The sequence below is a fragment of the Hymenobacter sp. DG01 genome (genome assembly GCF_006352025.1).
Lineage (GTDB): Bacteria > Bacteroidota > Bacteroidia > Cytophagales > Hymenobacteraceae > Hymenobacter.
On sequence record NZ_CP040936.1, the window covers coordinates 1,848,738 to 1,866,284 of the forward strand.

16 protein-coding genes are annotated in these 17,547 nt (G+C 60.9%); 3 read left to right on the forward strand and 13 right to left on the reverse strand.

The features are described from left to right. Positions 1 to 128: 128 nt before the first annotated feature. From gndA to pgl, 3 genes are read left to right on the forward strand one after another with little or no spacing between them, the layout of a single operon-like run. Complete coding sequence (gene gndA, locus FGZ14_RS07910; RefSeq protein ID WP_139923055.1) at positions 129 to 1,628, forward strand: NADP-dependent phosphogluconate dehydrogenase; 1,500 nt, start codon at positions 129 to 131, stop codon at positions 1,626 to 1,628. Between the two features lie 42 nt (positions 1,629 to 1,670). Beyond that, positions 1,671 to 3,185, forward strand: coding sequence for a glucose-6-phosphate dehydrogenase (zwf, locus tag FGZ14_RS07915; protein WP_139923057.1), 1,515 nt, complete (start codon positions 1,671 to 1,673; stop codon positions 3,183 to 3,185). Then, on the forward strand, positions 3,172 to 3,918 hold the full coding sequence (gene pgl, locus FGZ14_RS07920; protein WP_139923059.1) for a 6-phosphogluconolactonase: 747 nt from the start codon (positions 3,172 to 3,174) through the stop codon (positions 3,916 to 3,918). Before zwf ends, pgl begins: the two co-directional genes overlap by 14 nt. A gap of 106 nt (positions 3,919 to 4,024) precedes the next feature. On the opposite strand, the gene rpiA is transcribed toward pgl, so the two are convergent. From rpiA to FGZ14_RS07990, 13 genes are all read right to left on the reverse strand, one after another. Further along, a complete protein-coding gene (gene rpiA / locus FGZ14_RS07925; protein WP_139923062.1) occupies positions 4,025 to 4,774 on the reverse strand; it encodes a ribose-5-phosphate isomerase RpiA in 750 nt (249 codons plus the stop codon). Between the two features lie 298 nt (positions 4,775 to 5,072). Then, the gene (locus FGZ14_RS07935; protein WP_139923064.1) at positions 5,073 to 5,621 is read right to left on the reverse strand and encodes a DoxX family protein; all 549 of its coding nucleotides are present in this window, start codon (positions 5,619 to 5,621) and stop codon (positions 5,073 to 5,075) included. Then, positions 5,618 to 6,028, reverse strand: coding sequence for a hypothetical protein (locus FGZ14_RS07940; protein ID WP_139923066.1), 411 nt, complete (start codon positions 6,026 to 6,028; stop codon positions 5,618 to 5,620). Before FGZ14_RS07940 ends, FGZ14_RS07935 begins: the two co-directional genes overlap by 4 nt. 121 nt (positions 6,029 to 6,149) lie before the next feature. Further along, positions 6,150 to 7,415, reverse strand: a complete 1,266-nt coding sequence (locus tag FGZ14_RS07945; RefSeq protein ID WP_139923068.1) for an AraC family transcriptional regulator — start codon at positions 7,413 to 7,415, stop codon at positions 6,150 to 6,152. Positions 7,416 to 7,502: 87 nt separating this feature from the next. Continuing rightward, entirely contained in the window at positions 7,503 to 8,516 is a 1,014-nt protein-coding gene (gene aroF / locus FGZ14_RS07950; RefSeq protein ID WP_139923070.1) for a 3-deoxy-7-phosphoheptulonate synthase, read from the reverse strand. A 77-nt stretch (positions 8,517 to 8,593) separates the two neighbouring features. Beyond that, complete coding sequence (gene trpA / locus FGZ14_RS07955) at positions 8,594 to 9,373, reverse strand: tryptophan synthase subunit alpha (protein WP_139923073.1); 780 nt, start codon at positions 9,371 to 9,373, stop codon at positions 8,594 to 8,596. Positions 9,374 to 9,476: 103 nt separating this feature from the next. Beyond that, positions 9,477 to 10,673, reverse strand: coding sequence for a tryptophan synthase subunit beta (gene trpB, locus FGZ14_RS07960; RefSeq protein WP_139923074.1), 1,197 nt, complete (start codon positions 10,671 to 10,673; stop codon positions 9,477 to 9,479). 79 nt (positions 10,674 to 10,752) lie between these two features. Further along, complete coding sequence (locus FGZ14_RS07965; protein ID WP_139923076.1) at positions 10,753 to 11,385, reverse strand: phosphoribosylanthranilate isomerase; 633 nt, start codon at positions 11,383 to 11,385, stop codon at positions 10,753 to 10,755. Continuing rightward, complete coding sequence (trpC, locus tag FGZ14_RS07970) at positions 11,385 to 12,200, reverse strand: indole-3-glycerol phosphate synthase TrpC (protein WP_139923078.1); 816 nt, start codon at positions 12,198 to 12,200, stop codon at positions 11,385 to 11,387. Before trpC ends, FGZ14_RS07965 begins: the two co-directional genes overlap by 1 nt. Positions 12,201 to 12,337: 137 nt before the next feature. Further along, the gene (gene trpD / locus FGZ14_RS07975) at positions 12,338 to 13,351 is read right to left on the reverse strand and encodes an anthranilate phosphoribosyltransferase (RefSeq protein ID WP_139923081.1); all 1,014 of its coding nucleotides are present in this window, start codon (positions 13,349 to 13,351) and stop codon (positions 12,338 to 12,340) included. Between the two features lie 96 nt (positions 13,352 to 13,447). Beyond that, a complete protein-coding gene (locus tag FGZ14_RS07980; RefSeq protein WP_139923083.1) occupies positions 13,448 to 14,014 on the reverse strand; it encodes an aminodeoxychorismate/anthranilate synthase component II in 567 nt (188 codons plus the stop codon). Positions 14,015 to 14,171: 157 nt separating this feature from the next. Continuing rightward, positions 14,172 to 15,587 carry an anthranilate synthase component I family protein gene (locus FGZ14_RS07985; RefSeq protein ID WP_139923085.1) on the reverse strand — a complete coding sequence of 472 codons (1,416 nt, stop codon included), beginning with the start codon at positions 15,585 to 15,587 and terminating at the stop codon, positions 14,172 to 14,174. Between the two features lie 284 nt (positions 15,588 to 15,871). After that, entirely contained in the window at positions 15,872 to 17,293 is a 1,422-nt protein-coding gene (locus FGZ14_RS07990) for an alpha/beta hydrolase (protein WP_139923087.1), read from the reverse strand. Between the last annotated feature and the right edge of the window lie 254 nt (positions 17,294 to 17,547).

The window sequence follows — 17,547 nt, forward strand, 5'->3', positions numbered from 1 at the left end:
CAAGCCAGCCATAACCTTATGCCTCAAGTTTAAGTTGAGCTAGATGAATCCGGAACAGGTAGCCAATGGGCTGCCGGACTTTCCTGCCTTTCCTTTAGCTACGTCTTCACCCTGAAAACTACCTTCCGATGAGCGCAACGCCAACTACGTATTCGTTTGGCATGATTGGCCTGGGCACCATGGGCCGCAACCTGCTGTTGAACCTGGCCAACCATGATTTTGCCGTGGCCGGCTACGACAAAGATGCCAGCAAACTCAGTCTGCTCTCGGAGGAAGGGGCGGGTCTGCCGGTACGGGGCTTCGCGGAGCTGACGGATTTCGTGCAGAGTCTGCAGACGCCCCGTTCCATTATGCTGCTGGTGCCGGCCGGTAAAATTGTGGATAGCGTAATTGAGGAGCTGCGGCCCTTGCTCACGGCCGGCGACATCATCATCGACGGGGGCAACTCCCACTTCACCGACACCGACCGCCGCGCGGCCGCCCTGGAAGCGGCGGGGCTGCACTTTTTCGGCATGGGTATTTCCGGCGGAGAAGAAGGTGCCCGCTTCGGTCCCAGCATGATGCCCGGCGGCGACCAGCAGGCCTACGAGGTGATGAAACCCATGTTCGAGGCCATTGCCGCCCAGGTAGGCGGCGAGCCCTGCGTGACTTACATCGGCCCCGGCGCGGCGGGTCACTTCGTGAAAATGGTGCACAACGGCATCGAGTACGGCCTGATGCAGCTCATTGCTGAAACCTACGGGATACTCAAGCAAGGTCTGGGCCTCGATAACGACGCCATCAGGCGGGTATTTGCGCAGTGGAACGCCGGCCGCCTGCAATCCTTCCTGCTCGATATTACCAAGGACATCTTCGCCTTCCGGGCGCCCGGCACCGACCACCTGCTCCTCGACGATATCCGGGATGAGGCCCGCTCCAAGGGCACCGGCAAGTGGACCTCGCAGGTAGCCATGGACCTGGAAGTGCCGCTTTCTACCATCGATACGGCCGTGGCCCTGCGCAACCTCTCCAAGTACAAAGCCCTCCGCGAGAAGCTGGCGGCACAATACCCTACCCCCTCTCAGGGCCAGGAAACCGATAAGGAGGCTTTTCTGACCCAGCTGGAGGAAGCCTTCTACTTCAGCATGGTAATTACCTACGCCCAGGGCATGCACCTGCTCTCGAAGGCCTCGGCAGAGTACGGCTACAATCTGCAGCTGGCCAGCATTGCCCGCATCTGGCGCGGGGGCTGCATCATCCGCTCCGGTTTCCTGAACGACATCTATAACGCTTACCAGCAGGCTCCCGAGCTGGAGCACTTGCTGCTCGATGAGGGGGTAGCAAAACTGGTGCAGCAGGCCGTGCCCGGTGCCCGCACCGTAGTAGCCGGAGCCATAACGGCCGGCCTGGCTGTGCCCGCCTACGCCGCCAGCCTCAGCTATTTCGACTCGTTCCGCACCGCCCGCCTACCCTCCAACCTCATCCAGGCCCAGCGCGACTATTTCGGGGCGCATACTTACGAGCTGATCGGTAAAGAAGGCCTGTTCCATACTCAATGGACGCCCGAGCACGAAGACGCCGCCAACAAGCAGGATATCCATGTAGGCGAGGAAAATAAGCAAGAGCGCCAGGTACAGCCCAACCAGTAAGCTCCGGCCTTTTGATTTATCTACTCCCCTGACCTTCTTCGCATGAGCGCCAAACCACAGCTTTCCCCTACCATTTTCGTCATTTTTGGCGGCACCGGCGACCTGAACGCCCGTAAGCTGGCCCCGGCCCTTTACCACCTGTTTCTGGATGGGTGGCTGCCCGGGCAGTTTGCCATCATCGGGACGGGCCGCACGGCGCTTTCTGATGAACAGTTCCGCACCCGGCTACTGGAGGGCATCAACCAGTTTTCGCGCACGGGCAAGGCCGATAAAAAGACCTGGGCCGCGTTTGCCGAACATGTGGTGTACCAGGCCGCCGATGTGAAGGACGCCGCTACCTACCAGCAGTTCGACAAGCGCATCAGTGCCTACCAGAAAGAATGGGGCGCGCCGGCCAACATCATTTACTACCTGGCCGTGGCGCCGGAGTTCTTCCCCATCATTGCCGAAAACATTGCCCAGAGCAAGCTGGCCACCGATGCCGACCGCACGCGCATTGTCATCGAAAAGCCATTCGGGCACGATTTGGAATCGTCGCGGGAGCTGAACCAGCTGCTGGGCCGCCATTTTACCGAGCGCCAGATTTACCGCATCGACCACTACCTGGGCAAGGAAACCGTGCAGAACATCATGGCCTTCCGGTTTGCCAACGCCCTGCTGGAGCCCCTCTGGAACCGCAACTACATTGAGCACGTGCAGATATCGGTGACGGAGCAGTTGGGGGTAGGCGAGCGGAGCGGCTACTACGACGGGGCCGGCGCCCTGCGCGACATGATTCAGAACCACCTGCTGCAGCTGCTGTGCCTGGTGGCCATGGAGCCGCCCGTCGATTTTACCGCCGATGAGGTGCGCAACCGCAAGGTTGATGTACTGCGGGCCATGCGCCGCTTCGCCCCCGAGGATGTGCGCGAATCAGCGGTGCGGGGGCAGTACGGAGCCGGCTGGATGGAAGGCGAGCAGGTGCCCGGCTACCGCGAGGAGCCCGGCGCCAACCCCACCTCCAACGCCGAAACCTTCGCGGCCGTGAAGTTTTTCGTGGACAACTGGCGCTGGCAGGGTGTGCCGTTTTACGTGCGCACGGGCAAGCGCCTGCACCGCTCGGCTTCCGTCATCACCATTCAGTTCCGCGACGTGCCCCACCGCATTTTCCCGGCTGAAACGGCGGAAAGCTGGCAGCAGAATCGGCTCATTATCAGCATTCAGCCCGAGATGAGCATCCGGCTGCAGGTGCAGGCCAAGCGCCCCGGCCTGGATATGATGCTTAATACCGTGGACATGGTGTTCGACTACCAGGGCACCTACACCAACCAGGCGCCCGAAGCCTACGAAACCCTGCTGTTGGATACCATGCTCGGCGACCAGACCCTGTTCATGCGCGGCGACCAGGTAGAAGCCGCCTGGGACCTGATTATGCCCATTCTGAACTCTTGGCAGCACCGCACCAGCCAGAACTTCCCCAACTATTCCGCCGATTCCTGGGGCCCAGAGGTGGCCGAGGCCCTCATTGCCCGCGACGGATTCCACTGGTTTACGCTCCCGCTCCATGGCAAGAAATAGCAGCCTCCACATCTTCCCTACCCCCGCCGAAAGCCTGGACCACCTAGCCGATTTCTTCGTGGAGCTGGCCGCCCGGGCTATACAGGCGCACGGCCGCTTTTCTGTGGCGTTGTCGGGTGGGAGCTCGCCCAAGAAGCTCTACGAGCTGCTGGCTTCTGAGGAGTACCGCGGTCGGGTAGCCTGGGAGAAGGTGTTCTTTTTCTTTGGGGATGAGCGCTACGTGCCGCCCACGGATGCCGACAGCAATTACCGCATGGCCCGCGAGGCCCTGCTGGAGCCGCTGGGCATTGCACCAGCCCAGGTGTTTGCTGTGGATACGGCCCTAACCCCGGCCGAAGCAGCCCAGCACTACACTCAAACCATCGAGCAGTTCTTTGGTCAGGCAGAAGCCCGCTTTGATCTGGTATTGCTGGGGCTGGGAGATAATTCCCACACGGCCTCCCTATTCCCGCACACGCCCGTGCTGCACGACGCCACCGTGGGCGCGCGGGAGGTGTTTGTGGAGGAAAAACAGGCCTACCGCATCACCCTCACCGCCCCGCTGCTAAATCTGGCCCAGACAACAGTATTCCTAGTTTACGGAGCTGACAAGGCGGCGGCGGTGCAACACATCCTGACCGGGGAACGGAACATCGACGAGTACCCGGCCCAGCTCATTGCCCCCGCTTCTGGTGAGCTGCACTGGTTTCTGGACGAAGCTGCCGCCTCCCGCCTACCCCCCGGCAGCCGTTGAACCGGCAGCTTGTCAGAACAGCTAGCTGTTTAGGTATAGAATATATCTGACCGTCATCTCTCGGCTTCACTCGGAATGACGGTCAGATATCTATTGATTACAAGCCTTAAGGCAGTTCTATAAACTCGGCTATACTTCGGGGAGCCTCACCGGGCTTGTACACCAGCACTTGTTCGCCTTGCGCTACCAGGGCCGTGTGAGCCAGGCCCAGAAACAGGCCGTGTGCTACTACCCCCGGTATGGCCTCTAACTGTCGGGCCAACTGCGCTGGGTCCGGTAACTGCACAAAATGACAGTCCACCAGTAGGTTCTCTTGATCAGTGCGGGCGGCCTCATTCGTATTTTGGCGGTCTGAGCGCAGGATCGGGTTTGCTTGGAGCTTCTCTAGCGTATCCAGAACCCAGGGCAGGGCAAAGGGCACCACTTCCAGGGGCAAGGGAAACCGCCCCAGCTGCGGCACTACTTTCGAGGAATCAGCCAGGATAAGCACACGGCGGGAGGCCGTCGCCAGTATTTTCTCCCGCAGCAGGGCCCCGCCCCCACCTTTTATGAGGCGCAGCTCAGCATCCAGCTCGTCGGCCCCATCCACCGTTAGGTCCAGGCGTGTACCCTTGCGGGGCTCAAACAACGGAATTCCGGCTTGTCGTGCCAGGTTTTCACTAACTAAAGAGGTAGCCACTGCCTCTACCCGCAGCTTTCCGGCGCGCACGGCCTCACCCAAAAAGAAAATGAAATACGCCGCAGTGCTGCCGCTTCCCAACCCCACTTGCATGCCATCCTGCACCCAGCGCAGCGCGGCAGCGGCTACGAGTTGTTTCTCCTGGTTTTGCTGCTGAGAGAGGACAGGGTTTTGCATATGCGTTGAGGTAAGAGCCATAGTTTCGGCGTCCGCTAGCTTTTAGTACGAATGTAAACCAGCTCGCCCCACCTTACCACAAGCAAGAGGCGGGGCGAGCTAAAGCCTCAACCGAAAACTACTCCGACTCCTGGCGTAGGGCGCACACCTTGCGCAGGTTGCGAATCAGGCGCTCCGACTCCTGGAAGCTCAGGGTTTGGATGCCGTCGGAGGCCGCTTCTTTGCCCCTCCTGCCTACCCCCCGGCAGCCGGTAAACTCGTTGCTAGAAAATTCCGCGTAGGCAAATCAACTAGGTTGCTACCGGACTAGTAACTCAGCAAATTCCTGATCTGATTGTGCTGCTTGTGTACTACGCCTGTGAGCCGTGTGCTTCCAGATGCGGTAGTCGATGGAGTAGCGGCCCCCGCCTACCCCGGTAACCAGCACAAACGCCCAGAATAGCAGCTGCTGGTAGTACATTCCGATCAGCGGTTCTGGCTTATCATACCAGAAGAAGGCAATAACCAGGAACTGTACCGCGAGCTGAAATGCCGCCAGGCGGGTGCCCAAGCCCAGCGCAACCAGTAAGCCGCCCGCAAACTCGCCCCAGACCGCCAGCGCAGCCCAGAAATAAGCTGAAGGCAGGGTAAACCCCAGGCCAGCTACTTGCTGCACAAACCAATCGGGCGGACCAGCCGCGGCGCCAGCCGTGAGCTTGTCGGCTTCCGTGGCGGTGTACAGTCCAACCAGCTTAGACCACCCGGCCCCGATGGCAATAGATAGCCCTAGGTGCAGCCGAAACAGCAGCCAGGCCGCATCAGCGCCCCGAGTAGAAAGCGGGGCGGCATGGAACAGCAGCTTTTTCATGGCTCACGAGGAGTTTCACGGGTTCCGTTAGGCTCGTAGCCCATGCTCAGACGGGTGTCGCCGGTAACATGCAGTTTCAGGTTGGCCGTTTGGGCCGAGGGGTTGAGCAGCAGAGCCGAAGAGCCAGCCAGAAACCGTAACGTAGCCCGCTGGCAGGGCGCCAACGTAGTGCGGCCGAAGATGCCACCGCCCTGGGGCCGCTCCTTGAACTCCACGGGCACTTTGCCCACGTTGCGGGCCTCTACCTTGAAGGCCCCTGGCTGCCCGCCCCCCAGCACGAACTGCTTGCCGGGTTCAATCAATAAATCGGAGTGAAGGCCCGGCTGTCGGGCAGCCAGCAGGCCGGTTACCAGCAGCAGGCCGGCTAGCAGCAAAAGCCACGGTCCAGGATACTTTGGGGTGCGCATAGCAGTAGAGGTTAGGTGAAACGATGGCTCAAAGAAACCCACCGGCCACCCCTGAAGCGCCTCATTTTGCCATCTGGCACGCCCCAACTTATGGTTTGGCACCTCTCTGGCGGCAGGCCCCTCAAGTCTGCCGCGCTACCTCACTGGGCGTGGCGCCCCGCAGCTTCCTGAACACGCGGTTAAAGGTAGATTTTGAGTTGAAGCCTGACTCCAAAGCTATTGCCAGCAAGGTGTAGTGCCGGAACTGCGGGTCGCGCAGGCGGCGTTCGGCTTCCCGCACCCGGTACTCATTGATATAGTCGTTGAAATTCTGCCCGCACCCGGTATTAATAACCCTGGAGAGCCACGAAGGATTGGTGTGCAGCTGAGCGGCCAGCTCGCCCAAGGTCAGCTCCGGGGCCAGGTAAGGCCGGCTGGCCTCCATGTGCTGGTGCAGGCGCTCCGTCCAGCGCAGCAGTTCCGGCTCCGGCTCTTGGGAAGGCTGCTCCGTTTCAGTGGGCAGGGCAGCGTTGGCGGCACTGGAGGAGGTAGGCCCCGCATCCGGCGCGGCGGGTAGCTGCACCGGGGCAACGGGGAATATGGCGGGTGGCGCGGGCTGAAACTCCAGGGCCCGGAGCCGGTGGTTGGTGAGCAGGCCCGCAATGCTGAGGTAATAAATCAGCAGGCCGGTAAAGAGGTAATCGTACCAGGCCTGGTAATAGCTGAGCGGCGTTACTACCACATCCACGAAGTGAAACCCCAGCGCCACGGCCGTGCCAACAAGCACGGCCACCAGCACGTTGCGCAGCCACCGAAACCGAATCTGCTCCGTATCAGAGAAGTTGTTGTTGAGGTAAAGCGAATACGCGCGGTACTCCCGCAGCGTCAGCCAGGCATAAGCGGCCACCGAAAGGTAGCCTAACAGCGCCACCCAGGCGTCAACATCAGCGGCCTGGCAGGCCAGTGCACCTTTCGTGTTGAAATGGCAAGGCAACGGCTGGCCGCGTACGCCGTGCAGCCACCCTACGTCCACGCCAAACACCAGCAGCTTCCACCCCAGATACACCCCGCCCGGCACAAAATGCCAGGCTACCTGCCGGCTAAACCGAAACCCCTGGTTGGTGAGGCTCCGAAAGTAGAAGTAGAACGCAGGCCCTACCATCAGCCAATTGCTGAAGGGGAAGTAAAACATGAAGGTGGTTGTGGCATCGTGGGCATCGTACCAGCCCGCAAAGCCCAGCATCCATTGGGCCAGCCGCACCGCCTGCAGCAGTAGCAGCAAGGCTAGCCACCCATCGGCGGCCGCTTCCTCCCGGTGCCGACGCACCAACATCACTGTGCCCACCACTATTCCCTGCAGAAAAAACGGCAGTAGCAGACTGCTATATAGGTTGAAAGTGAAGGCCATGGCCTAAAGCTACCGGAAGAACGCGAACCGCCCCGCACTCCCCCTCGAAAGGGCAATGCGGGGCGGTTGAAAGCAGAAACCTGCTAACTATTCCAGCTCCTGGCGCAACTGGTACACCTTGCGCAGGTTGCGAATCAGGCGGGCCGATTCCTGGAAGTTCAGGGTCTGGGCGCCGTCGGAAGCGGCCTCTTCGGGTTTCTCGTGGGCTTCGTAAATGATACCGTCGGCGCCGGCCATTACGGCGGCCAGGGCCATGGAAGGCACGTAGTCGCGGATGCCGATGCCGTGCGAAGGGTCCACAATGACGGGCAGGTGGGTTTTCTCTTTTAGGATGGGTACGGCGTTCAAGTCCAGCGTATTGCGCGAGGCCGTTTCGAAGGTACGGATACCCCGCTCGCAAAGAGTCAGCTTTTCATTGCCGCCCGAAAACACGTACTCCGCCGACGAGAGCAGCTCTTCAATGGTGCCGGAGATGCCGCGCTTAATCAGCACCGGCTTATCCACCCCGCCTAGGGCGTCGAGCAAATTGAAGTTCTGGGTGTTGCGCGCCCCTACCTGGAACACGTCCACGTAGTCGTGCATTTCTTCCACTTGCGACACCTGCATGACTTCGGTCACGATTTTGATGCCCCGCGCCCGCGCCATCTGGTGGAACAGTTTCAGGCCTTCCATGCCCAGCCCCCGGAATGAGTACGGCGAGGAGCGCGGCTTAAACACGCCCCCGCGCATGATGCGCACGTCGTTGTCCAGGAGGTGCTGCATGATGCTCTCCATCTGTTGCTCGTTCTCGATGCTGCAGGGGCCGGCGGCCAGCGTGAGGCTGCCCTCTCCTACCCGCACCCCGTCGCCGAGGTCGAGCACGGTGGGGCGCACGCGCCACTTGCGCGACACCAGCTGGTAGTCGTCGGATACCTGATGAATGTCGAGGATGCCCGGCAGCTGACCAATGGTGCGCAGGTCCACATCGGCCTTGCCGATGGCCACAAGGTAGTGGGCGCGCTGGGTTTTAACGTCCGTGACTTTGTATTTAAGAGCCTTGATGTGGGCTTCAATGGTTGCCTGCGCGGCTTCGGTAATGCTGGGGTCAAGTTGGATGATCATGTTCTTTCGGGGGTTCCCGCAGAGAAACGCGGAGCTTTACGCAGAGGACCGCAGAGGTCGTTCTTCTGCGGGAAATTCTAGTTGAGGACAGAAGAAACAAATCGGGCGGCGGCGGCCGGCGCATCGTCGGTGCCTTCCAGGGCCCGAATCAGGGCGGAGCCAATGATGGCGCCCTCAGCGTACTCGCAGGCACGCTGGAAAGAAGCTTTGTCGCCGATGCCGAAACCGATGAGACGGGGGTTACGCAGGTTCATGGCTTCAATGCGCTCGAAATACGCTTCCTGCACCCCTTCGGCCTGGGTGTTGGCACCGCCCGTGGTTCCGGGGCCCGACACGAGGTAGAGAAAGGAGTCCGTCAGCTCATCGATGCGGCGGATGCGCTCCGGGGCGGTCTGGGGCGTGATTAGAAATACGGGCCGCAGGTTGTAGCGACGGAACATTTCCTGGTATTCGGCCACGTAGTCGTCGAGGGGTAGGTCGGGCAGAATCACGCCATCTACGCCAGCTTCGGCAGCTTCGCGGCAGAAGTTCTCCACCCCGAACTGCATGACCGGGTTGAGGTAGCCCATGAGCAAAATGGGTGTTTCGGGTACCTCGTTGCGGATGCCTTCCAGTTGCCGAAACAGCACCCGCATGTTCATGCCGTTCTGCAAGGCCGCCGTGCTGCTGGCCTGAATGACCGGCCCATCAGCCAGCGGATCGGAAAACGGCATCCCGATTTCAATAAGGTCGGCCCCAGCCTGGGTCAGCGACTTAATGAGCGGCACCGTGTCGTGCAGGCTGGGGTAGCCGGCGGTGAAATACACGTTGAGCAGGCCTTTCTGCTTTTTATCGAAGGCGTTTTTGATTCGGTTCATGGGTAGGGTTCCCGCAGAGGGCGCAGAGGTTTCCGCAGAGGTTCGCGGAGGTCGTTCATCTGCGAACCTCTGCGGAAACCTCTGCGCCCTCTGCGGGCAATGCTTATAGAATAGTATCGGCGTACTTGAGGTAGGTTTCCAGGTCTTTGTCGCCGCGGCCGGAGAGGTTCACCACCACTACGTCGTCGGGGCCGGCGCCCAGCTGGCCCAAAGCGGCCAGGGCGTGGGCGGTTTCCAGAGCCGGAATAATGCCTTCCAGGCGGCTCAGCTCGGCTACCGCTCTCAGCGCGTCCTCGTCCTCAATGCTGATAAACCGGGCCCGCTTGGAATCAGCCAGGAAGGCGTGCAGGGGCCCGATGCCGGGGTAGTCGAGGCCGGCGGAAATGGAATAGGGCTCGGTAATCTGGCCGTCCTCGTCCTGCATGAGCAGGGTGCGCGAGCCGTGAATAATGCCCGGCTTGCCCAGCACCGACGTAGCCGCCGAGTGCCCCGAGTTGACGCCGTGCCCGGCCGCTTCCACCGCTACTAGCTTCACCGACGGCTCTTCCAGGAAGTGGTAGAATGCCCCGGCCGCATTGGAGCCGCCGCCCACGCAGGCTACCACGTAGTCGGGCAGCTCGGAGCCGGTTTTCTCCAGCAGCTGCTTGCGCATCTCCTCGCTGATAACCGCCTGCAGCCGCGCCACCAGATCGGGGTACGGGTGCGGACCGACTACCGAACCAATGATGTAGTGGGTATCCACGGGGTTGGAAATCCAGTCACGGATGGCTTCGTTGGTGGCGTCTTTGAGGGTGCGGCTGCCGCTGAGGGCCGCCCGTACTTCGGCCCCCAGCAGGCGCATGCGGTACACGTTGGGCTTCTGGCGCTCCATGTCGATTTCGCCCATGTACACAATGCACTGCATACCCATGAGGGCGCACACCGTGGCCGTAGCAACGCCGTGCTGGCCCGCTCCGGTTTCGGCGATGATGCGCGTTTTGCCCAGGCGCTTGGCCAGCAGAATCTGCCCTACGGTGTTGTTTACCTTGTGGGCGCCCGTATGGCAGAGGTCCTCGCGCTTGAGGTACACCCGGGTGTTATACCTCTCCGATAGGCGCTTGGCCTCGAACAAGGGGGTAGGCCGACCCACGTAGTCGCGGAGCAGCTGCTGGTATTCCTGCTGAAACGCGGGGTCAGCCAGGATGTCGAGGTACTGCTGGCGCAGCTCTTCCACGTTGGGGTAGAGCATTTCCGGGATGAAGGCGCCGCCGAACTGGCCGTAGTAGCCGCGCTCCGTGGGTTGTTGATAGATCGTATTCATGGTGGTTTCTCGCAGAGGTTCGCTGAGGGTGGCGCTGAGGTTCGCAGTGGATGGCCTCTGCGAGCCTCAGCGAGAAAAATCACTGGGTTCTCAATTCTTTGAAAAAAGTATCCAGCCGGCCGGCATCTTTCAGCCCGGGCTCAGTTTCAAACTGGCTGTTCAGGTCCAGGGCAAACAGGCCAGGGAGCCGCAGGTTTCGAAGCGTTTCCGCGTGTTCCGGGGCCAGCCCACCGGCCAGGAAATAGGGCACTGGCAAGGCGTAATTCTGCAGCAACTTCCAGTCGAAGGCGGTGCCGTTGCCGCCAGGCTGGGCGCCGGCCGTGTCGAAGAGGAAGTAGTCGACTACCCCCACGTAGGGCCGCAACCGCTCGAAGTCGAACACCTCCCTCACCGCAAAAGCCTTGATAACTGCTACCCCCGTGGCACGCAGCAACCCACAGGTTTCGGGGGTTTCCGAGCCGTGGAGTTGCACCGCTTGGAGGTCATATTCCGCTATTCGCTCCTGAATCACGGCCGTATCTTCATCCACGAACACGCCCACTTTCTGCACACTGGCCGGCACTGCAGCGGCAGCGGCGGGCGTGAGCGTGGGCGCGGCGTAGCGCCGGGACTTGGGGTAGAAGATGAAGCCCAGAAAGTCGGGGCGCAGGGCGGCTACCGCCCGCAGGTTGTCGGGACGGGCCATGCCGCAGACTTTCAGGCGCACGCTCATTAGAGTACGGTTACGGCCTCGGTGGCACGGAGCTGCTGCACCAGGGCGGCACAGGCTTTTTCGGGGCGGGAGTGGCGCATGAACGTTTCACCGATCAGGAAGCCGCGGTAGCCTACCTGGCGCAAGGCCTCAATGTCGGCCGCTGAGGTCAGGCCGCTTTCCGTCACTTTCACAAACTCGTCGGGGATACGCTGGGCCAGCTCGCCGGAGGTATCCAGGCTCACACTGAAGTCGTGCAAGTTGCGGTTGTTCACGCCTACCAGGCTCACCGCGTCGGGGTGCAGAGTCTTGTCGAGCTCCTCGGCGTTATGGATTTCGAGCAGCACTTCCAGGCCCAGGCTTTTGGCCAGACGGCCCAGGCGCAGCACTTCCTCGCCCGAAAGCACGGCCGCAATCAGCAGCACGGCGTCGGCCCCAATGCTCTTGGCTTCCAGAATCTGGTACTCATCCACCACAAAATCCTTGCGCAGAATCGGGCAGAAATTGAAGCGCCGAGCCGTAATCAGGTCCTCGTTCCTGCCCCCGAAAAACTCCGTATCCGTCAGCACCGACAGGGCCGAGGCGCCGGCCTGCATGTAGCCTAGTGTAGTGCGCTCTACCGGGGCGTGGGGGTTGATGAAGCCCTTGCTCGGTGACTTGCGCTTGAACTCAGCAATAATGCCGCTCAGATCCTCGCGCAGCAGGTAGCGGCGCAAACTCAGGGGCTGGCTTTGCATGTACAGGCTTTTTTCCAGCAGCTTTACCGGCACCAGGCTTTGGCGGTCGGCTACTTCTTGGCGCTTGTGGGCAATGATTTGGTCGAGAATCGTAGGCATTGGCGGGCCGCCGATGGTGTGCGGCGGGGTTTGAAGGTGAATTCCTACCTAGCGGCAAGGAATTGGGTGAACAGTATTCAGGAGAAAAGAGAGCTACCATGTATTTCGGTGGTCTAGCGGCTACCCTTCGGCAAGACTTATAAGGTAGTAGCGTGGCTGTGCGTGACGGCCACCAGCTTGCGCAGGGCCTGCCGCGCCCGGCCGGAATCCAGGGATTCCTGGGCGGCGGCCAGGGCCTCGGCAAAGTTGAAGGTGGGCTCCAGGCAGCCAATGGCCAGGGCCGCGTTGGCCGTTACCACGTCACGCTGGGCGCGGGTGGCGCGGCCCTCCAGCACCTCCAGAAACAGCTTAGCTGATTCCTGCGGGGTGCGGCCGCCCGCCAACTCTTCGGGGCGGGTGGCAGTCAGGCCCAGGTCGGCGGCCGAGAGGAGCTGCTCGCCGGCGGGGGTGGCCAGCTTAGCGGCCCCGGTCAGCGAGAGTTCATCGTAGCCATCGAGGGCGTGTACTACGGCGTAGCGGGTTTCAGTTTGCTGCAGCAGGTAGTGGTAGAGGCGCAGCAGCTCCAGGCTAAACGTGCCGGCCACCTGGTGTTTCGGACGAGCGGGGTTAATCAGGGGGCCTAAGATGTTAAAGAAGGTGCGCACGCCCAGCTCCCGCCGCACGGGGCCGGCGTAGCGCATGGCCGGGTGGAACGAGGGCGCGTGCAGAAAGCAGATATTGGCCTGCTCTAGCTGCTGCTTCAACACGTCGTTTCCTACCCCAAAATCAACCCCCAACTGCGCCAGCACATCCGAGGAGCCACACACCGACGATACCCCGATGTTGCCGTGCTTGGTCACCCGGTAGCCCGCGCCGGCCACCACAAAGCAGGCCAGCGTACTGATGTTGAGCGTGTCTTTGCCGTCGCCACCGGTGCCCACAATATCTACCGTGTCGTGGGTGCCTAGCTCCGGGTCGCGGCTCAAACTCAGCAGAGCCTCGCGGAAGCCGGCCAGCTCCGGCACGGCAATGGGCCGCATGCGGTACACCGTCATGAAAGCCGCCATTTCCGAAGCGTTGGCCTCGCCCTGCCCGATGCGCAGCATGGCCTCATGCGCCTCGGCGTGGGTAAGCTGCTGCTGGTCGAAGAGTTGATTAAGGATTTGTTTCACTAAGAGGGGTAGCTGGCGGCCGGGAGCGTTCAGCTGTTTGGATGGGAATCGAAAGAAGAGCAGGGACTAAGGCAGGCAAGCGCCTACCCCTGTAGGTTAGGCCAACCAGTTAGCCAGCATCTGGTGGCCGTGCTCGGTCAGGATAGACTCGGGGTGGAACTGCACGCCGCGCACATCATACTCGCGGTGGCGGAAGGCCAGTACTTGACCGTTAGCATCCACGGCCGTTACTTCCAGCTCGGCCGGCACCGATTCGGTCCGGACGCTCCAGGAGTGGTAGCGCCCTACCTTGAACTGCTGGGGCAAACCGGTAAACAGGCGGTCCGGGGCCGTTACCTGGGCATCGGTAGCTAAGCCGTGCAGCACATCAGGCATGTTATACAGCTCACCACCGAAGCTTTCGGCCAGGCCCTGGTGGCCCAGACACACACCCAGCATGCGCTTGGTGGGTGCGTAGCGCCGAATGATTTCCGGCATCAGCCCGGCATCAGCTGGCACACCCGGACCAGGAGAAAGCAGCACGGCATCGTAGGCGGCCACGTCTTCCACCGTCAGCTTGTCGTTGCGAATTACCGTGACGTTGTCGGTATGCCCTAGCTCCCGCAGCACCTGCACAAGGTTGTAGGTAAAGGAGTCGTAGTTATCAATGACGAGGATTTTCATTTGAGGGGAGTGGTACTCGGGTGGGTTGAATTCTATTAAACCGTCATACTGAGCGCAGTCGAAGCATCTCTACCGCTTCATTGCCATGTCAATTGGTTAGCCAGAGGTAGAGATGCTTCGACAAGCTCAGCATGACACTACTTCCTTTCTTTTCTCTCTACACCAACTCAGCTTCTTTCAGGGCCTTGCGCAGGGCGGCCAGCTTGTGATGCACTTCGTTGAGCTCGGAGTTGATATCGGAGGCGGCTACTACCCCTGCGCCGGCCTGGAAGTAGAGCTGGCCGGCTGTGCTCAGGAAGGAGCGAATCATGATGGCGTGGTTGAAGTCGCCTTTGAAGCCGAGGTGGCCGATGGCCCCGCCGTAGTAGCCGCGGGCCGTGAGTTCCAGCCTGTCGATAATCTGCATGGCGCGGTGCTTGGGGGCGCCGGAAAGCGTACCAGCCGGGAACGTATCGGCCACTACCTGCAGGGGGCTGGCTTCTGCCGCCAGGCGGGCCGTCACCTCACTGACCAAGTGAATGACGTGGGAGTAGTACTGGATTTCGCGGAACACCTTCACTTTTACCTCGTCGCCGTGGCGGGCCAGGTCGTTGCGAGCCAGGTCCACGAGCATGACGTGCTCGGCGTTTTCCTTAGGGTCGTCGGCTAGTTTCTGGGCCAGGGCAGCATCTTCGGCATCGTGGCCGGTGCGGCGGAAGGTGCCGGCAATAGGGTACAGGCTGGCCTGGCGCCCTTTAATCAGCAGCTGGGTTTCGGGCGAGGAGCCGAAAATCTTGAATGAGCCGTAATCGAAATAAAACAGGTAGGGCGAGGGGTTGATGGAGCGCAGGGCCCGGTACACGTTGAACTCGTCGCCGCTGAAGCCCTGCTGAAACCGCCGCGACAGTACAATCTGGAACACGTTGCCCCGGCGGCAGTGCTGCTGCCCTTCGGCCAGCACCCGCAGGAACTCCTCGTCGGTCTGGTTGGTCTGCTCCTCACCTACTGCCTTAAACTTGAAATCGGGCAGCGAAGGGTTCCGAATCAGGTTTACCAACCGCGTCAGTCCATCTTCGTCCACCGTTTGCCCGGCCAGCGTGTGCTCGAACACATACAGTTCGTTGCGGAAGTGGTTGACGGCAATAACGTAGCGGTAGGTGCTGTAGAGAATGTCCGGAATCTGACCGGCAGTGGGCTTTTCGGGATTCAGCTCCAGGTCCTCGAAGTACTGCACCGCTTCATAGCCCAAGTAGCCAAACAGCCCACCCGTGATGAAATCGTGGCCGGTGTCCTCGGTCTGGAAGCAGCCGGCAAACTCCTGCAGGCGGGCCAGGGCTTGCCGGGGTTCGGTTAGGGTTTCGGTTTCCGAGGTATCGTCGGGGTAGGTCAGGGTCAGCTCGCGGCCGCTCAGCTCAAATCGGGCCAGAGGGTCGAAGGCGAGGTAGCTGAAGGCATTTTGCTGGCCGTGGTAGTCGGAGCTTTCCAGCAGCAGGCAGTTGGCATACCGGTCGCGCAGACGGAGGTAAAGGCCCACGGGGGTTACCGTATCGGCCAGAACGCGCAGGAAGCGGGTATGCAGTTGAAAGGTTTTCATCGGCTGGTTGTGGTGATTGGAGGGTGACCAGCGCCGGGAAATAAAAAAGCCCGGCGGGGCGGCCGGGCTTTTGAGCTTTTGCGAAGGTAGTGGTTCAGTTGACCTTAGCGCACGCACATGCTGTCCCGTCCGGAATTTCCGTAGGGCCACCACCATGCCTGCTGCGTCATTGAGAAGGTCATTGCCAATAGTTTTGGGCGTTGAACGAGGCAAAGGTAAGGGGAGTTGAATTTTTCGCAAGCACAGGCCCGAATTTTTTACCGGCCGGCAACTGCTCCCCGAAACTACTGCTTCCGCAGGTACTGCCGGCCCTGTTGCTTTCCGGCACTAACCACCACTTCGTAGCTGCCGGGGGGTAGGCGGCGCACATCCACGGCACGGCGGTTTTTCACCTTTTTCGCCAGCATTATCTGCTTCTGCGGGCTCAGCACCTCTACCCTACCCCTGTCGTAGCCCTGAGGCAGATAGACCTCCAGTCGGTTCTGCTCGGGGTTCAGGTGGGCGCTGTACTTGAGAGGGCCGCCGTCTTTGTAATCATAAATTGTCCCGTCCTGCTCGTACAGCCACTGGTAAGCCACCGGAAACTCCCGCTTCCAGAACCACTCGGAGTGCTTGCCGTCAGCGGGGGTAGCATACCGCAGGCTTGCTCCGGCCCGCGCCAGCGTGTCGTGCACGGCCTTCATCAGGGGTACCATGGTTTCGCTTTCCGTGGTACCGCTCACGAAGTATAACCGGGTGCCGGGCTGTGGGCGGTGCCGCTGCAGGTACTGAAACAACGAGTCCTTGGCAAACCAAAAGGCCGGCGAGAAAACGCCTACCTTACTGTACACCTGCGGATACTTCAGGGCCGCGTAGGTCGAAATCAGGCCACCCATGCTGCTGCCCGCAATGCCCGTAAACTCCCGGCCAGTGAGGGTACGGTAGTGCAGGTCGATGTAGGGCTTGAGGGTCTGCACCAGAAAATCCACGTACTGGTCGCCCAGCCCGCCGCCGTACTCGGGGTTTTTCCAGGGCGAGAGTTCGTTGAGGCGCTCGGGGCCGCCGTGGTCCACGGCCACCACAATGCAGCCGGCCGCATCCAGGCCCTGCTGCTGCAGCTGGCTCAGGGCTTCATCCACGCCCCACTCGCCCGAGAAGCTGGTGCAGGCATCAAACACGTTCTGGCCGTCGTGCATGTACAGCACGGGGTAGCGTTTGGCCGGGGCCATGGGGTAGTCGTTGGGCAGATATACCCACACGCGGCGGGAACGGCCCAGTTGGGGCATTTGAAACTCCGTGCTGATAACCTGCACGTTGGGCTGCCGGGCCGTGCTCTGGCAGGCACCGGCCATGGGCGCGCCCGACAGGTCTTTCCAATTCAGCACCGCCAGCGTTACAGTCCCTACCCCCGTGCCGGCCCTGAACTCCCGATTTGGCACGTCATTGCCGGCAGTATCGGTTTCTACCGTTTCCCAGGAGCCGCGGGTTACTTTGAAGGCATGACTGCCCGTCACGGACGCGGGTAAGGTCAGTAGGTAGGTTCCATCGGGGTTGCGGGTGAAGGCATGGGTAGGGCTGGCCGGCTGCCAGTTATTGAACGAGCCGGCCAGATACAAAGTGGCACTGGCAGAGGTTGCGGAAGGTACCTGAGTCAACCGGATAATGGTTTGCGCGGCACTACGTCCGGCAAACAAAAGGCCTGCGGCCAGTAAAACGAAGAGCTTCATAAAACGACAAGCTAAAGGCCGAGCAAGCTACCATTATTTGCGGGCTGAGAAGAACAGAAAACCCGGCTGCCAGAGCCCTTCCACCGTGCGGCCAAGCAGGACCGGATAGCGGATAAACCCAACCTGTATTTTTCCTAGAATTTTGTTTTGCCGGCTTGCTCGCCTTGGCCTTAAGTCAGTAAGTAAGCCCTCACCTAAGCGCATGGAGCACCTCCCAAACCGGTAGGGTATGCGCTGAGGCGTACATTAAAATT

Bases quoted from the DNA above. Each gene is read 5' to 3' on its own strand.
- FGZ14_RS07945 (WP_139923068.1), bottom strand. From the start codon at position 7,415: ATGGCCTTCACTTTCAACCTATATAGCAGTCTGCTACTGCCGTTTTTT.
- zwf (WP_139923057.1), top strand. From the start codon at position 1,671: ATGAGCGCCAAACCACAGCTTTCCCCTACCATTTTCGTCATTTTTGGC.
- FGZ14_RS07965 (WP_139923076.1), bottom strand. From the start codon at position 11,385: ATGAGCGTGCGCCTGAAAGTCTGCGGCATGGCCCGTCCCGACAACCTG.
- aroF (WP_139923070.1), bottom strand. From the start codon at position 8,516: ATGATCATCCAACTTGACCCCAGCATTACCGAAGCCGCGCAGGCAACC.
- FGZ14_RS07990 (WP_139923087.1), bottom strand. From the start codon at position 17,293: ATGAAGCTCTTCGTTTTACTGGCCGCAGGCCTTTTGTTTGCCGGACGT.
- trpB (WP_139923074.1), bottom strand. From the start codon at position 10,673: ATGAATACGATCTATCAACAACCCACGGAGCGCGGCTACTACGGCCAG.
- FGZ14_RS07935 (WP_139923064.1), bottom strand. From the start codon at position 5,621: ATGAAAAAGCTGCTGTTCCATGCCGCCCCGCTTTCTACTCGGGGCGCT.
- rpiA (WP_139923062.1), bottom strand. From the start codon at position 4,774: ATGCAAAACCCTGTCCTCTCTCAGCAGCAAAACCAGGAGAAACAACTC.
- trpC (WP_139923078.1), bottom strand. From the start codon at position 12,200: ATGCCTACGATTCTCGACCAAATCATTGCCCACAAGCGCCAAGAAGTA.
- gndA (WP_139923055.1), top strand. From the start codon at position 129: ATGAGCGCAACGCCAACTACGTATTCGTTTGGCATGATTGGCCTGGGC.
- pgl (WP_139923059.1), top strand. From the start codon at position 3,172: ATGGCAAGAAATAGCAGCCTCCACATCTTCCCTACCCCCGCCGAAAGC.
- FGZ14_RS07980 (WP_139923083.1), bottom strand. From the start codon at position 14,014: ATGAAAATCCTCGTCATTGATAACTACGACTCCTTTACCTACAACCTT.
- FGZ14_RS07985 (WP_139923085.1), bottom strand. From the start codon at position 15,587: ATGAAAACCTTTCAACTGCATACCCGCTTCCTGCGCGTTCTGGCCGAT.
- trpA (WP_139923073.1), bottom strand. From the start codon at position 9,373: ATGAACCGAATCAAAAACGCCTTCGATAAAAAGCAGAAAGGCCTGCTC.
- FGZ14_RS07940 (WP_139923066.1), bottom strand. From the start codon at position 6,028: ATGCGCACCCCAAAGTATCCTGGACCGTGGCTTTTGCTGCTAGCCGGC.